At 72.6% G+C, this 14,604-nt stretch carries 13 protein-coding genes; 12 read left to right on the top strand and 1 reads right to left on the bottom strand.

Features of this window, described 5'->3' with window-relative positions; translation table 11 throughout:
* Positions 1 to 192: 192 nt before the first annotated feature.
* On the top strand, positions 193 to 1,134 hold the full coding sequence (locus tag ACZ4IF_RS26380) for a 5-dehydro-4-deoxyglucarate dehydratase (RefSeq protein ID WP_467566984.1): 942 nt from the start codon (positions 193 to 195) through the stop codon (positions 1,132 to 1,134).
* On the top strand, positions 1,131 to 2,306 hold the full coding sequence (locus tag ACZ4IF_RS26375; RefSeq protein WP_467566981.1) for a hypothetical protein: 1,176 nt from the start codon (positions 1,131 to 1,133) through the stop codon (positions 2,304 to 2,306). Before ACZ4IF_RS26380 ends, ACZ4IF_RS26375 begins: the two co-directional genes overlap by 4 nt.
* Before the next feature lie 160 nt (positions 2,307 to 2,466).
* Here the strand turns inward: ACZ4IF_RS26375 and ACZ4IF_RS26370 are convergent, their stop codons facing one another.
* Positions 2,467 to 3,663 (bottom strand): MFS transporter, encoded by a 1,197-nt coding sequence (locus tag ACZ4IF_RS26370; RefSeq protein ID WP_467566979.1) that lies wholly within the window; start codon positions 3,661 to 3,663, stop codon positions 2,467 to 2,469.
* A gap of 151 nt (positions 3,664 to 3,814) precedes the next feature.
* On the opposite strand from ACZ4IF_RS26370, the gene ACZ4IF_RS26365 reads away from it, so the two are divergent.
* From ACZ4IF_RS26365 to ACZ4IF_RS26320, 10 genes are all read left to right on the top strand, one after another.
* The gene (locus tag ACZ4IF_RS26365; protein WP_467566976.1) at positions 3,815 to 4,402 is read left to right on the top strand and encodes a TIGR03086 family metal-binding protein; all 588 of its coding nucleotides are present in this window, start codon (positions 3,815 to 3,817) and stop codon (positions 4,400 to 4,402) included.
* A 100-nt stretch (positions 4,403 to 4,502) separates the two neighbouring features.
* Positions 4,503 to 5,258 (top strand): MBL fold metallo-hydrolase, encoded by a 756-nt coding sequence (locus tag ACZ4IF_RS26360; RefSeq protein ID WP_467566973.1) that lies wholly within the window; start codon positions 4,503 to 4,505, stop codon positions 5,256 to 5,258.
* A gap of 331 nt (positions 5,259 to 5,589) precedes the next feature.
* Positions 5,590 to 6,246, top strand: a complete 657-nt coding sequence (locus ACZ4IF_RS26355) for a GntR family transcriptional regulator (RefSeq protein ID WP_467566970.1) — start codon at positions 5,590 to 5,592, stop codon at positions 6,244 to 6,246.
* Entirely contained in the window at positions 6,243 to 7,151 is a 909-nt protein-coding gene (locus ACZ4IF_RS26350; protein WP_467566967.1) for a dihydrodipicolinate synthase family protein, read from the top strand. Before ACZ4IF_RS26355 ends, ACZ4IF_RS26350 begins: the two co-directional genes overlap by 4 nt.
* Positions 7,148 to 8,869 carry an L-arabinonate dehydratase gene (araD, locus tag ACZ4IF_RS26345; protein ID WP_467566964.1) on the top strand — a complete coding sequence of 574 codons (1,722 nt, stop codon included), beginning with the start codon at positions 7,148 to 7,150 and terminating at the stop codon, positions 8,867 to 8,869. The genes ACZ4IF_RS26350 and araD overlap by 4 nt, the downstream gene beginning before the upstream one ends.
* Before the next feature lie 238 nt (positions 8,870 to 9,107).
* Positions 9,108 to 10,043 (top strand): carbohydrate ABC transporter permease, encoded by a 936-nt coding sequence (locus ACZ4IF_RS26340; RefSeq protein ID WP_467566961.1) that lies wholly within the window; start codon positions 9,108 to 9,110, stop codon positions 10,041 to 10,043.
* Entirely contained in the window at positions 10,040 to 10,942 is a 903-nt protein-coding gene (locus ACZ4IF_RS26335; protein WP_467566958.1) for a carbohydrate ABC transporter permease, read from the top strand. The genes ACZ4IF_RS26340 and ACZ4IF_RS26335 overlap by 4 nt, the downstream gene beginning before the upstream one ends.
* The gene (locus ACZ4IF_RS26330; protein ID WP_467566955.1) at positions 10,939 to 12,135 is read left to right on the top strand and encodes a Gfo/Idh/MocA family protein; all 1,197 of its coding nucleotides are present in this window, start codon (positions 10,939 to 10,941) and stop codon (positions 12,133 to 12,135) included. The genes ACZ4IF_RS26335 and ACZ4IF_RS26330 overlap by 4 nt, the downstream gene beginning before the upstream one ends.
* Positions 12,132 to 12,974, top strand: a complete 843-nt coding sequence (locus ACZ4IF_RS26325; RefSeq protein WP_467566952.1) for a DUF6807 domain-containing protein — start codon at positions 12,132 to 12,134, stop codon at positions 12,972 to 12,974. Before ACZ4IF_RS26330 ends, ACZ4IF_RS26325 begins: the two co-directional genes overlap by 4 nt.
* A complete protein-coding gene (locus ACZ4IF_RS26320) occupies positions 12,974 to 14,602 on the top strand; it encodes a glycoside hydrolase family 43 protein (RefSeq protein ID WP_467566949.1) in 1,629 nt (542 codons plus the stop codon). The genes ACZ4IF_RS26325 and ACZ4IF_RS26320 overlap by 1 nt, the downstream gene beginning before the upstream one ends.
* The last annotated feature ends 2 nt before the right edge of the window (positions 14,603 to 14,604 follow it).

Genomic DNA, 14,604 nt, shown 5'->3' with positions numbered 1-14,604 from the left:
TTCACATCCGTGGACACGCTAGGGAGTGCCGACCTGCCCCGTCAAGTGTCGCGCGGAGGTGGCGAATCCGCTGCGGTGTTGCGGGTTTGCGCGCTTGACCCGTCCCGAGGTCGCGAATTAGCGTGGGCGCGTTCAGAAATATAGACGTGGATCAGAAACGTGCACCGGTGAGCACTTGTCTAGGGAGAGCCCGTGACCTCAGCCCCTCTCGCCGCTCGACTGAGTATCCCGAGCGGGCCGTTGTTCTTCCCCGTCACCGCGTACGGCCCCGACGGCTCCGTCGACCTCGACGTCTACCGCGAACACGTGCGGCGCGGTGTCGAGGCCGGAGCCGCGGCCGTCTTCGCCTGCTGCGGCACGGGTGAGTTCCACGCGCTCACGCCGGAGGAGTTCGAGGCGTGCGTACGGGCGGCGGTGGAGGCGGCCGCGGGACGCGTGCCCGTCGTCGCGGGCGCCGGATACGGGACCGCGCTGGCCGTCCGCTACGCGCGGCTGGCGGAGGCCGCCGGGGCCGACGGGCTGCTCGCCATGCCGCCCTACCTCGTCGTGGCCGGCCAGGAGGGACTGCTGCGGCACTACCGCGAGATCGCCGCCGCCACCTCGCTCGACATCGTCGTCTACCAGCGCGACAACGCCGTCTTCACGCCGGAGACCGTCGTCGAACTGGCCCGCACGGACGGCATCATCGGCTTCAAGGACGGGCTCGGCGACCTCGATCTGATGCAGCGCATCGTGAGCGCCGTGCGCACCGAGGTCCCGGGCGACTTCCTGTACTTCAACGGACTGCCGACGGCGGAGCTGACCGGGCTCGCCTACCGGGGCGTGGGCATCACGCTCTACTCGTCCGCGGTGTTCTGCTTCGCCCCCGAGATCGCGCAGGCCTTCCACCGCGCGCTGAACACCGGGGACGACGAGACGGTGAACCGGCTGCTCGACGGCTTCTACCGACCCTTCGTCGACCTGCGGGCCCTGGGCCGGGGCTACGCCGTCGCACTCGTCAAGGCGGGCGTACGGCTGCGGGGCCTGGACGTGGGCGAGGTACGGCCGCCGCTGCACGAACCGGCCGAGGACCACGTCAAGCAGCTGGCACAGCTGATCGAGCGCGGCCACGCGCTGCTGGAGGGGGGCCTGTGAAGACGTCCGCCTTCCTCTACCCGTGGGACGTCAACGGAGACCCGGAGGCCGCCGCGCGCACGGCCGGACTCGGCGTCCGGCAGGTCACGCTCGCCTCCGCCTACCACTCCACGCGGGCCCTGACGCCCCGGCATCCCCGGCACCGCGTCGTCACCGCCTCGCACGCGGCCGTGCTGTACCCGGCGGACGACGCGCGCTGGCGGGGGCGCATCCCGCGCCCGTACGCGGCCGGCGACTGGGCGCCCGGGGACGCGTTCGGGACGGCCGCCGCCGAGCTCGCCGACGCCGGCCTGGAGGTCCACACATGGGTGGTCCTCGCGCACAACTCCCGTATGGGAGCGGACCATCCGTCGACGTCCGTGGTCAACGCGTACGGCGACCGCTACCCCTGGGCCCCGTGCATCGCGCAGCCCGCGACGCGGGCCTACCTCGTCGACCTCGCCGCGGAGGCCGCCGTGCGCCCCGGAGCGCACGGCACGGAGCTGGAGTCGCTGGGCTGGTACGGGCTGGCCCACCTGCACGCACACGACAAGATCGGCGGGGTGGCGCTCGGCGACGCCGGCCAGTACCTGATGTCGCTGTGCTTCTGTCCGGCATGCCTCGACGGCTACGCCGGACAGGGCCTCGACGCACGGCGGCTGCCGTCCGCCGTACGGGAGGCGCTGGACGCGGTATGGCGAGGCGCGCCGTCGGACGGCGGCTGGGCCGGGGTCGAGAAGCTGCTCGGAGCTCAGGCGGCGGCGGGCACGCGCGCGTGGCGCGACGCGGTCGCCGGGGAACTCCAGGAGGCGGCGGTCGCGGCGGTGCGGGCCGCGGCGCCCGACAGGTTCCAGGTGCTGCTGCACGCGGACCCGGTGTCCTACCACTGCGGCGCGAACGTCGGTGTGGATCCCGCACGCATCCTGTCCGTGGCGGACGGGGTGGTCGTCCCGTGCACCGGCGGCGCGGGGCTGCTCACTCCCTTCGCCGAGGCCCGCCCGCCCGGCCGGGAGAGCGTGCTGGCCGCCAACTTCACCGTCGTGTCGGGGATGGGCGGACACCCGGGGACGCTCGCCGCGGACGCGGAGCGGGCGGCGGCGCTCGGCGCGACCGAACTCCGCCTCTACCACGCCGGGCTGGCGTCGGACGCGGACCTGGCCGCGGTACGGGAGGCCCTGGCGGGGCTGATCTAGGGGCAGCGCCGCAGAGGCTCCGGCGTCCGGGGGCGGGCCGGCTCGTCCCAGCCCGTCCGGCGCTTGAGGGCGAGGCCGGTCAGGCCGATGCGGGCGTCCGGGGCGGCAGCCGCCAGGGGAGGCGGGACGGACAGAGGCGGCAGGGGCGAGCCACCCGGTCCTACCCCGGCACCGGCGCCCCGGACCGCCGCAGCAACGGCCCCACCGTGACCAGGCGGGCGACCCCCAGCGCCACCAGCAGCACCCGGTGGTCGACCAGCTCGACCAGCCCGGCACCGACGGCCAGCCCCACGGCGTTGGGCGCGTACAGCAACGTGCCCGCCGTCGCGGTGACACGGCCGAGCAGATGACCGGGAGTCTCCCGCTGGATCGCGGTGTACGCCGCGACCAGGACGCACGGCAGCCCGACGCCGACGGCGACGCACGAGCCGAGCACCACGGCGTCGGAGGGGACCGCGCGCAACGCGACCGCGACGGCGGTGAGCGCGATCCCGTACCCGGCGAACCGCCGTTCGCCCAGACGGCGCAGGAGCGGCCCGGAGGCCAGCCCGACGGCGACGGAACCGACGCCCTGGGCGACGTACAGCACGCCCACGTACGCGGGGGAGTGCCCCAGCCCCTCGGCCACGGCGTAGACCGTCGCGCCGTTGAGCCCCGCGAAGAGCATGGTCGTGCCCCCGGCCACGACCAGGGTCCGCAGATCGCCGTGGCGCCACAGGGCACGCGCGCCCAGCGCCGTGCGGGCCCGCCACCCCTCCGTCGTCCCCCTGGGCGGCGGGATCTCATGGACGCGCAGCAGCGCGAACACGCCCGCCGCCGCGGCGAACGTCACCGCGTCCAGCAGCGCGACCGGTGCGCCCCCGTACGCCGCGTACAGGCCCGCCCCGGTGAGCGGGGCGACCAGCTTCATGCCCTCGTTGACCGCCATGCGCAGACCGTTGAAGTCGCCGAGGAGCGGGGTGCCGACCGCGGAGGCGAGCAGGGCGGACTCGGCCGCGTCGTGCACGACCCCCGTCGCGCCGTAGACCAGGAGCACCGCGAACAGGACCCACAGGCGGTCCGGCGCGTCCACGGCGAGCAGCAGGGGCAGCAGCGCGGCGAGGGCCAGGTTCGAGGTGATCAGGAGCGGTCTGCGGCGGGTGCGGTCGGCGAGGGTGCCGAGCGCGGGGCCGATCAGCGTCGGGGCCCACAGCGTGAAGACGCACAGGGCCGCCAGGCCGTCCGAGCCGGTCAGGTCCTTGACCCAGATACCGCAGACCAGCCACATCGCCGACGATCCGAAACCGGAGATCACCGCTCCGGAGAGGTACAGCGCCGCGTTGCGGTCGCTCAGCACTCGGGTCACTGTCCATGTCATGGCCGGTGATCGTGGTTCTAAGGCGGCACCCCGGGCATCGGGCGATCGCCCTAGGGTCCGGCCTGCGCGGGCCGGACCGGCGCGCCGCCGATGAGTTCCGGGCGCGACTCCGGTCCACCCTTCAGTGGACTCGAATGCTGAGGAGAAGTGGATGAGCGTCGAGATGTTCGACCTCGGGCCGCAGGCCCTGATCGTGGCGCGGCTCGCGGAGGGCGTGATGGACGGGCAGCTCGACAACGAGACGCCCTGTCCGAGGTACCCGGTGCACACCATGCTGGGACATCTGGCCGGACTGTCCGTGGCCTTCCGCGACGCGGGCCGCAAGGAACTGGGTCCCACGACGGACACCAGCCCCGACACCTCGCTGCCGGACATCGCGGCCGGCTGGCGGGAGACCCTGCCGAAGGCGCTCGACGAGCTCGCCGAGGCCTGGCGGGACCCGGCGGCCTGGACGGGCGGGACCCGGGCGGGCGGAGTGCCGCTGCCGGGCGCGGTGGCCGCCGCCGTCGTCGCCGACGAACTGGTGGTGCACGGCTGGGACCTCGCCCGCGCCACCGGCCAGGCGTACGACCCTGACCCCGTCGCCCTCCAGGCGTCGTACGGGTTCCTCGCCGCCGCGGCCGAGGACCCGAGCAGGGGCGGGGGCATCTTCGGTCCCGTGGTGCCGGTGCCCGACGACGCGCCGCTCCTCGACCGGGTGCTCGGGCTGAGCGGCCGCGACCCCGGCTGGAAGGCGTAGCGCGCCCGCGACCCCGACCGGAAGGCCTGGCGCGCCCGCGTGCGGCGGTCCCGGGGGACATGCTGGGCCCCGCGGCGCGGGCCGCGCGTACGCTCCCCGCATGGCCATCGCCCTCACGGTCCTCGGCACCGCATCCCCGCACCCGCAGCCCGGCCGTCCCTGTTCCGGCCATCTGCTCCGGGGCGGGGGCGCCGAGGTGTGGGTCGACGCGGGGCCCGGCACCTTCGCCGAATTGCAGAGGCACACGGATCCGACTCGGCTGGACGCGATATGGGTCTCGCATCTGCACGCCGATCACTACGCCGACCTGACGGCCGCCCTGTACGGGTTCGCCCACGGAGGACTCACGCTTCCCGCGCCCCTGCCCGTGTACGGGCCGCCGGATCTCGCACGGCGGCTCGCCGGCTTCTTCGGGCAGCCCGATATCGGCTTCATGGCCGGGGTGTTCGACTTCAGGACCCTGTACGACGGCCACGAGGAGCGCGTGGGCGACCTGGTGCTGCGGACCAGGGCCGTCGTGCACGACGTCGAGGCCTACGGGCTGCGGGCCGAGTGCGGCGGCAGCGTCCTCGCCTATTCCGGAGACAGCGGGCCGTGCCCCGGGCTCGACGAACTCGCCTCCGGCGCGGACCTGTTCCTGTGCGAGGCGGACATCGACCGGCATGGCGAAAGCGAACGCCCGGTGCACCTCACGCCGGAGGACGCCGGCGCGGTCGCCCGGCGGGCCGGGGTCGGCGAGTTGCTCGTCACCCACGTGGGGCCGACGCTGACGCCGCAGACGGCGACCACGCGCGCCGCGGACGCCTTCGGCGGCCGGACCGCGACCGCCCGCGAGGGCGGCACCCGAGCCTTCTGACCGCACGCCGGCCGTTCCGCCTCGAAGCCGCACCTCTGAACACCTCGTGCGCAACGGCGAGTCCGGCCGGGACGCGCACCCCTGAACACCTCGTGCGCAACGGTTGGTCCGGCCGCGACGTGGCACTCCTGAACAGCCCGTGCGCCGCGCCCCCGACTCGCCGGGCACCTCCCCCCGGCCCGCCGGTCACCCCAACTTCTTTTGTCCGAAGCGTTGACGAAACACGGCACCGCTCTTACCTTCATCGCGTCGTACTTCGTACGTCATATATGAGACGCGATACGCGAGATCCGATACACGCGATCCGACACGTGAGATCCGAGAGGCGCGCATGACCTCTGTGCCCACCCCGATTCCGTCCCGCACGCAATTCGTGCTGGAGGGGATCAAACACCGCATCCTCACCGGGCAGTTGACGCCCGGACAGGCCCTGGTCGAGACCGAGCTCGCCGCGCAGTTCGGGGTGTCGAAGACACCGGTGCGCGAGGCGCTCAAGACACTGGCCGGTACCGGTCTTGTCGTGATGAGCCAGTACAAGGGCGTCACGGTGCGCATGGTGGATGCGGACATGGCGCGCGAGGTGTACGACGTGCGGCTGCTCCTCGAACCGGAGGCGCTGCGCCGGGCGGTGCGCCGTGGGGCCTCCCTCGACGCCGCGCGGGACGCGCTGACCCGCGCCGACGGGGCCGCCGACACCGCCGAACGCTCGCTCGCCAACCGGGAGTTCCACCGCGCCTTGTACGTGCCCTGCGGCAATCCGCTGCTCGGCCGGATGCTCGACGAGGTGCGCGACCAGGCCGCCCTGGTCTCCACGGTCGCCTGGGCCGCGAACCCGTCCTGGGAACGCGAGGCCAGCGAGCACCGGGAGATCCTGCGGCTCGCTCTCGACGGTGACGCCGACGGCGCGGCCGGGGCGCTGCACGCCCACATCGCGTCGTTCGTGCAACGGGCCTTCCCCCAGGGCCAGGAAGAGGATGGACAGGAATGACAGCGACGTACGAGACCCAGCGGGCGGCGCTCGCCGAGGTCGTGGCGATCCCCGTGACCCCGTTCGCCGAGGACGGCACGATCGACCGCGACACTCACCGGGCCCTGCTGCGTCGGCTGCTCGACGGCGGAGTCAGAACCCTGACGCCGAACGGCAACACGGGGGAGTTCTACGCGCTGACGCCCGAGGAGCGGCAACTCGTCACCGAGCTGACCGTCGAGGAGGCGGGGGACCGGGCCGCCGTCCTCGTCGGCGTCGGACACGACGTGCCCACCGCGATCGCCTCGGCGCGGCACGCACGGGAACTCGGCGCGCAGATGGTGATGGTCCATCAGCCGGTGCACCCGTACGTCTCGGAGGGCGGCTGGGTCGACTACCACCGGGCCATCGCCGAGGCCGTGCCGGAACTCGGCGTCGTCCCCTACCTCCGCAACCCGCTGCTGGAGGGTGCGCGCCTGGCCGAACTCGCCGACGTCTGCCCGAACGTCGTCGGGGTGAAGTACGCCGTGCCGGACGCCGCGCGCTTCGCCGCCTTCGCGCGGGACGCCGGACTCGAACGCTTCGTCTGGGTGGCCGGACTCGCCGAGCCCTACGCACCCTCGTACTTCTCGGCCGGTGCCACCGGCTTCACCTCGGGGCTCGTCAACGTCGCCCCCGCGGTCTCCCTGAACATGATCGAAGCGCTTCGAGCCGGGGACTATCCGGCCGCCATGAAGGTCTGGGAACAGATCCGCCGCTTCGAGGAGCTCCGCGCGGCCAACGGCTCGGCGAACAACGTCACCGTGGTCAAGGAGGCGCTGGCCTCGCTCGGCCTGTGCCGCCGTGACGTCCGCCCGCCGAGCAAGCCGCTGCCCGGACCCGAGCGCGCGGAAGTGGCGGCCATCGCCGCGGGGTGGTCCATATGAAGCGCCCGGAGGACCTCAGAAGCCACCAGTGGTACGGCACGGACGGGCTCCGCTCGTTCAGCCACCGGGCCCGGACGCGGCAGCTCGGCTATCTGCCCGAGGAGCACCTCGGCAAGCCGGTCGTCGCCATCCTCAACACCTGGAGCGACATCAACCCCTGCCACGTGCACCTGCGCGACCGCGCGCAGGCCGTGAAACGCGGTGTGTGGCAGGCCGGCGGGTTCCCGCTCGAATTCCCGGTGTCGACGCTCAGCGAGACCTTCCAGAAGCCGACCCCGATGCTCTACCGCAACATGCTCGCGATGGAGACCGAGGAACTGCTGCGGTCGTACCCGGTCGACGGCGCGGTGCTGATGGGCGGCTGCGACAAGTCGACTCCCGCCCTGCTGATGGGCGCGGCCTCCGTCGATCTGCCGACCGTGTTCGTGCCTGCCGGGCCGATGCTTCCCGGGCACTGGCGCGACGAGGTCCTCGGCTCCGGCACGGACATGTGGAAGTACTGGGACGACAAGCGAGCCGGGCTCATCGGGGACTGCGAGATGAGCGAACTGGAGAGCGGGCTCGCCAGGTCACCGGGGCACTGCATGACCATGGGGACGGCGTCCACGCTCACCGCCGCCGCCGAGGCCCTCGGCGTCACCGTGCCCGGCGCGTCGAGCATCCCCGCAGTCGACTCCGGACACGACCGGATGGCCGCCGCGTCCGGGCTCAGGATCGTCGAACTCGTCCGCAAGGACCGCAAGTTGTCCGACATCCTGACGGCCGACGCCTTCGCGGACGCGGTGACCTGCGTCCTCGGCCTCGGCGGCTCCACCAACGCCGTGATCCATCTGATCGCCATGGCAGGCCGGGCCGGCGTTCCCCTCACCCTCGACGACTTCGACCGCATCGCGCGGACCGTGCCGGTGCTCGCCGACGTCCGGCCCGGCGGACAGAAGTACCTGATGGAGGACTTCCACTTCGCCGGCGGCCTGCCCGGGTTCCTGTCGCGGATCACCGACCTGCTGCACCTCGACCGGCCGACCGTGTCGTACGACAGCATGCGCGAACAGCTCGACGGCGCACGTGTGCAAAACGACGACGTCATCCGCACCCGCGACAACCCGGTCGCGTCGGAGGGAGGGGTCGCCGTGCTGCGCGGCAACCTCTGCCCCGACGGTGCCGTCATCAAGCACATCGCCGCCGAACCGCACCTGCTCAAGCACACCGGTCCCGCGGTCGTGTTCGACGACTACCGGACCATGCAGCGCACCATCAACGACCCCGGGCTCGGCATCACGGCCGACAGCGTGCTGGTGCTGCGCAACGCCGGCCCCAAGGGCGGCCCGGGCATGCCCGAGTACGGGATGCTGCCCATCCCCGACCACCTGCTGAAGCAGGGCGTCCGGGACATGGTGCGGATCTCCGACGCCCGGATGAGCGGCACCAGTTACGGCGCGTGCGTGCTGCACGTGGCGCCCGAGTCGTACGTCGGCGGGCCGCTCGCCCTGGTGCGCAGCGGTGACACGATCACCCTCGACGTCGAGGCCCGCACCCTTCGGCTCCACGTGGACGACGAGGAGCTGGAGAACCGCAGGGCGCGCTGGACGCCGCCGCCCGCCCGGTACGAGCGCGGTTACGGCGCGCTCTACAACGACCAGATCACACAGGCCGACACCGGCTGCGACTTCGAGTTCCTGGCCAGGCCGGGGAAGGTGCCGGACCCGTACGCCGGGTGACCCCGAGCGGGCGCGGGGATGCCCGTCCCGCACCCGGGGACCCCGATCCGCACCCGGGGTCCCCGGACCACACCCGGGGTCCCCGGACCGCACGTCCGCACGGCCGCACGGCCGACATCCCGAACGAGATCCGCGAAGCGCTTCAACCAGATGCATGCAGCAAGCGCTTCCTGCACAGTCCGTGAACGACCGGTCGCACCTACCGAACAGACCCACCGCAAGCGAACGGAGAACAGTCATGGCCCAAGCCGCAGCCGTGGCGAAACCGCCCGCGCCGGCCCGGCGACGCCGTGCCTCCGCGACGCCGCGCAGGCTCCCGTATCTGCTGATCGCCCCGGCGGCGCTGCTGATGCTGGGCTTCATCGCCTACCCCGTCATCAGCGTCTTCTACTACAGCCTGCAGAACTACAACCCCACCAAGCCCTGGCGCAACGGCTACGCGGGCTTCGACAACTTCGTGCACGCCTTCACCGACGACCCCCAGTTCTGGGACACGCTGACCTTCAGCGCCAAGTGGGTCGTCGTCGAGGTGGGCCTGCAGCTGCTGTTCGGCCTCGCGCTCGCGCTGATCGTCAACCAGACCTTCGTGGGACGGGCGGTCGGCCGCGCGCTGGTCTTCTCGCCGTGGGCCGTCTCGGGCGTGCTGACCTCCGCGATCTGGGTGCTGCTCTACAACTCCCAGACGGGCATCACCCGTTACCTCGCCGACGCGGGCATCGGACAGTACGGCACCAGCTGGCTCTCCGACACCTCCACCGTCTTCCCGGCCGCGGTGGTCGCCGATCTGTGGCGCGGCGTGCCGTTCTTCGCGATCCTCATCCTCGCCGACCTCCAGTCCGTCTCCAAGGATCTGTACGAGGCCGCCGAGGTCGACGGCGCGGGCCGGGTCCGGCAGTTCCTGCACATCACACTGCCGCACCTCAAGGACGCCATCGTCCTGTCCACACTGCTGCGCGCGGTGTGGGAGTTCAACAACGTCGACCTGCTCTACACGCTGACCGGCGGAGGCCCCGCGGGCGAGACGACGACACTGCCGCTCTACATCGCGAACACCAGTGTCGACGCCCACAACTTCGGCTACGCGTCGGCCCTGACCACGGTCGCGTTCGTGATTCTGCTCTTCTGCTCGATCGTCTACCTGCGACTGAGCAAGTTCGGAGGCGGGGACAAGTGATCACCAAGGACGCCGGGACGATCGCTCCGGCCGCACCCGCACCGGTGGCCGACGAACCCCGGCCGGCCGTACGGAGGACGGGGCGGGCCTGGGACGAGGTGCCCCGCTGGCAGATCTACCTCCCGCTGTCGGTCTACCTGCTCTTCACCCTCGTCCCCTTCTACTGGATCCTGCTGTTCGCGCTCCGCCCGGCCGGCTCCACCTCGCTCGTGCCGTGGCCCATGACCTTCGACCACTTCGACAAGGTGTGGACCGAGCGCAGCTTCGGGACCTACTTCCAGAACAGCGTGCTCATCGCGCTCGCCACCCTGGTGCTGACGACCGTCGTCGCCCTCGCCGGCGGATACGCCCTCGCCCGCTTCGACTTCAGGATCAAGCGCGGCTTCATGCTGGCGCTGCTGTGCTCCCAGTTCGTGCCGGGGGCGCTGCTCCTCGTGCCGCTCTTCCAGATCTTCGCCAAGCTCCAGATGATCAACTCGCTGGGCAGCGTCATCATCGCCGAGACGGTCTTCCAGCTGCCGCTGTCGATGATCCTCATCAGCGGGTTCATCAGGAACGTGCCCTACTCCCTGGAGGAGGCCGCCTGGGTCGACGGCTGCGACCGCTTCAAGGCCTTCCGGATCGTCGTGCTCCCGCTGCTGCGGCCCGGCCTGATCGCCGTCGGCTCCTTCGCCTTCGTGCACGCCTGGAACCACTTCCTGTTCGCCCTGATGTTCCTCAGCGACCAGGGCAAGCAGACCATCCCGGTCGGCCTCAACACCCTGATGAGCTCGGACAGCGTCGACCTCGGCGCGCTCGCCGCCGGCGGCATCATCGCCGCCGTCCCCGTCGTCATCGTCTTCGCCTTCATCCAGAAGTGGCTGATCACAGGATTCAGCGCGGGGGCGGTGAAGGGATGAGCCACCAGCCTCGGGCGTCCGCCGCCGGCGGGCCGACGAGCCCGCCCGCCCGGGACCTGCCGCTGCCCGTCGTCCTCGCCGGCGCCCGCGGCCACGGCGACTGGCACCTGCGCAACATCCGCCGTCTTCAGGACAAGGGCCTCGTACGGCTCGCCGGGATCTGCGAGCTGACCCCGCTCACGGACGCGGAGCTGGACGGCCGGCAGGTCCAGCAGTCCGCCGACTTCGGCGCCCTCCTCGACTCCACCCGCGCGGCGATCGCCGTGATCTGCACCCCCATCCCCACCCACACCGACCTGGCGCTGACCGCCGCGGGCAAGGGCGTGCACCTGCTGCTGGAGAAGCCGCCCGCCCCCTCGTACGCGGAGTTCCGCAGGATGGCCGACGGGGTCGCCGCGGCCGGCGTCGCCTGCCAGATCGGCTTCCAGTCGCTCGGCTCGCACGCCGTGCCCGCCGTCCGGGAACTGATCGCCGCGGGTGCGATCGGCCGGGTGCTCGGGATCGGCGGGGCCGGAGCGTGGGCACGGGACGAGGCGTACTACCGGCGTGCGCCGTGGGCGGGCAAGCGCCGCCTGAACGGTGTGGACGTCGTCGACGGCGTGCTGACGAACCCCCTCGCCCACGCCGTCGCCACGGCGCTCGCCCTCGACGGTGCCACCCGCGCCGAGGACGTCGCCGGGATCGAGACCGAGCTGCTGCGCGCCAACGACATCGAGTCCGACGACACCTCGTGCGTGCGCGTCACCACGGCCGGCGGCCGGATCACCGTGGCCGCGACCCTGTGCGCCGAACGCCCCGACGAGCCGTACGTCGTGGTGCACGGCAGCGCCGGGCGGATCACCTTCTGGTACAAGCAGGACCGCGTTCTCGTGCAGCGCTCCGGGCACGGCCCCGAGGAGACCGACTTCGGCCGGACGGACCTGCTGGAGAACCTGGTCGCCCATCTGACGGACGGCACGGACCTGCTGGTCACACCCGAGTCGACGGGTGCCTTCATGAAGGTCGTTGAAGCGATTCGACAGGCGCCCGATCCCCGCGCCCTGCCCGCGGACAGCTGGACCCGGGTGCCCGGTGAGAACCGCCGGGTCGTGCGCGGCGTCGACGGCCTGGTCGCGGCGGCCGCCGACACCCTCGCCCTCTACTCCGAGCTGGGCGCCGTCTGGGCGCCGCCGAAGGAGGTGAGCACCGGATGAACGAGGAGTCGCTGGTCCTGCGCGTGGCGGGCCGCCCCGTCGGCCGCTATCTCACCCGGCCCGCACTGCCCGCCCGGCTGTCGCCGCGCCCGTACCTGCACCCCGTCACCACGCTGGCCGGCACCGCCGTCACCGAGCTGTGCCCCGCCGACCACGCCCACCACCTCGGCGTCGGTGTCGCCGTACCCGACGTCGAGGGGCACAACTTCTGGGGCGGGCGCACCTATGTCCGCGACCGGGGCCCCACCGAACTCGACAACCACGGCGCTCAGCGGCACACCGCCTTCCAGCTGCGCGACCCCGACGGCTTCGTCGAGGAACTGCGCTGGGTGGCCGCGGGCGGCGAACTGCTGCGCGAGCGGCGCACGGTGGCGACCACCGCACTGACCGGGTCCGCCTGGGCGCTGGACTTCACCTTCTCGCTGACGAACACCACGCGGGGCACGCTGTCCATCGGCAGTCCGGCCACCAACGGGCGGCCCGGCGCGGCCTACGGCGGCTTCTTCTGGCGCGCCCGCAAGGAGGCCGAGGCACCACGGGTGTTCACCGCCGACGCCGAGGGCGTGACCGCGGTGCACGGCCGGCGCGCCGACTGGCTCGCCCTCGCGGGCGCCACCTGGACGCTCGTCTTCGCCGGCGCCACCACGGCGACGCGCCACGACCCGTGGTTCGTGCGCGCCGCCGAGTACCCGGGGGTGGGTTCCTCGCTCGCCCACGAGGAGCGGCTGCCCGTCGCCGCCGGTGACACGGTCGTGCGGCGGATCGTCACCGTCGTCGCCGACGGCCGGCTCGACCGGGCCGAGGCCGCAGCGCTCGTCCGCAAGGCGGTGAGTCCCTGATGGCCCTGCCCTCCGCCGACCTCGGTGACGGGACCTACCGCAACCCCGTCCTGGACGCCGACTGGTCCGACCCCGACATCCTGCGGGTCGGCGACGACTTCTACCTCACCGCCTCCAGTTTCGGCCGTGCTCCGGGGCTGCCGCTGCTGCACTCCCGCGACCTGGTCAACTGGACGCTCGTCGGACACGCCCTGCCCCGCCTGGAGCCCGCGGCGGGCTTCCGCACCCCCCGGCACGACTGCGGGGTGTGGGCCCCGTCGCTGCGGCACCACGACGACCGCTTCTGGATCTTCTGGGGCGACCCCGACCACGGTGTCTTCCAGGTCAACGCCCCCGAGATCCGGGGTCCTTGGACCCGTCCGCACCTGGTCAAGGAGGGCAAGGGGCTCATCGACGCCTGTCCGCTGTGGGACGAGGAGACCGGCGAGGCCTATCTCGTGCACGCGTGGGCCAAGTCCCGTTCGGGCATCAAGAACAGGCTCACGGGTCACCGCATGCGCCCCGACGGCACGGGTCTGCTCGACGAGGGGAAGGTCGTCGTCGACGCCGACCGGATCCCCGGCTGGTTCACCCTCGAAGGCCCGAAACTCTACCGGCACGACGGCTGGTTCTGGATCTTCGCGCCCGCCGGGGGAGTGGAGACCGGCTGGCAGGGCGTCTTCCGCTCACGCGGCTTCTTCGGTCCGTACGAGGAGCGAGTCGTCCTGGAGCAGGGCGACACCGACGTCAACGGCCCGCACCAGGGCGGCTGGGTGCGCACCGGCGGCGGCGAGGACTGGTTCGTGCACTTCCAGCAGCGCGGCCCCTACGGGCGGGTCGTCCACCTGCAGCCGATGCGCTGGGAGGAGGACGGCACCCCGGCCGGCGGAGCCTGGCCGGTGATCGGCGACAGGGGAGCGCCGGTCGAGGTGCACCGGAAGCCCGCTCTGCCGCCGCAGCCGCCGTCCGCCCCCGCCACGGACGACGACTTCCCCGGGGGCCGCTTCGGGCGCCAGTGGCAGTGGACGGCCAACCCGCAGGACGGCTGGGCCACCCAGCACTCCGGGGACGGGCTGCGGCTGAGCTGTGTGCGCACGGCCGACGCGCACGACCTGCGCAGACTGCCGCACGTGCTCACCCAGCGGCTGCCCGGCGGCGCAGCCTGCGTCGAGGTCGGGCTGCGGCTCGACAGCGAGGAGCCGGGCGCCCGGGCCGGACTCGCCGTGCTCGGGGACGCGTTCGGCTGGATCGGGCTCCAGCGGGAGGCCGACGGATCGGTGCGGCTCGTGCACCGGTTCGCCGAGCCGGCCGCCGAGCACGAGCGCGACGCCGCGCACTCCCGGGTGGCACCCGAAGGACGGGCCCGGCTGTGGATCGAGATCGGCGCGGGCGCCCGCTGCCGCTTCTCGTACGACGTGGGCGACGGCCGGGAGTCCTCGGGACAGGTCTTCGCCGCCACGCCCTGGCGCTGGGTCGGGGCCCTGCTCGGGCTCTTCGCGCTGGCCCCGGTGGGCGCGGGTCATGCCGGTGCCGCCACGTTCACGCAGTTCCGTGTCACCGCGGCCCCTGAGGGCCGCTCCCGACGCACGTACACCGGTGCGGCGACACCGTGGTCGCCGCACACCCACAAGACCCCACAACCCCGTTGAAT

Source organism: Streptomyces sp. NPDC025784, assembly GCF_055558435.1.
This window is presented reverse-complemented; position numbering and strand designations above follow the sequence as displayed.

What these genes read in the sequence shown, in the direction of transcription:
- ACZ4IF_RS26365 (WP_467566976.1), top strand. Translation starts at nt 3,815, where the DNA reads ATGAGCGTCGAGATGTTCGACCTCGGGCCGCAGGCCCTGATCGTGGCG.
- ACZ4IF_RS26370 (WP_467566979.1), bottom strand. Translation starts at nt 3,663, where the DNA reads ATGACATGGACAGTGACCCGAGTGCTGAGCGACCGCAACGCGGCGCTG.
- ACZ4IF_RS26340 (WP_467566961.1), top strand. Translation starts at nt 9,108, where the DNA reads ATGGCCCAAGCCGCAGCCGTGGCGAAACCGCCCGCGCCGGCCCGGCGA.
- ACZ4IF_RS26360 (WP_467566973.1), top strand. Translation starts at nt 4,503, where the DNA reads ATGGCCATCGCCCTCACGGTCCTCGGCACCGCATCCCCGCACCCGCAG.
- ACZ4IF_RS26320 (WP_467566949.1), top strand. Translation starts at nt 12,974, where the DNA reads ATGGCCCTGCCCTCCGCCGACCTCGGTGACGGGACCTACCGCAACCCC.
- araD (WP_467566964.1), top strand. Translation starts at nt 7,148, where the DNA reads ATGAAGCGCCCGGAGGACCTCAGAAGCCACCAGTGGTACGGCACGGAC.
- ACZ4IF_RS26355 (WP_467566970.1), top strand. Translation starts at nt 5,590, where the DNA reads ATGACCTCTGTGCCCACCCCGATTCCGTCCCGCACGCAATTCGTGCTG.
- ACZ4IF_RS26350 (WP_467566967.1), top strand. Translation starts at nt 6,243, where the DNA reads ATGACAGCGACGTACGAGACCCAGCGGGCGGCGCTCGCCGAGGTCGTG.
- ACZ4IF_RS26325 (WP_467566952.1), top strand. Translation starts at nt 12,132, where the DNA reads ATGAACGAGGAGTCGCTGGTCCTGCGCGTGGCGGGCCGCCCCGTCGGC.
- ACZ4IF_RS26330 (WP_467566955.1), top strand. Translation starts at nt 10,939, where the DNA reads ATGAGCCACCAGCCTCGGGCGTCCGCCGCCGGCGGGCCGACGAGCCCG.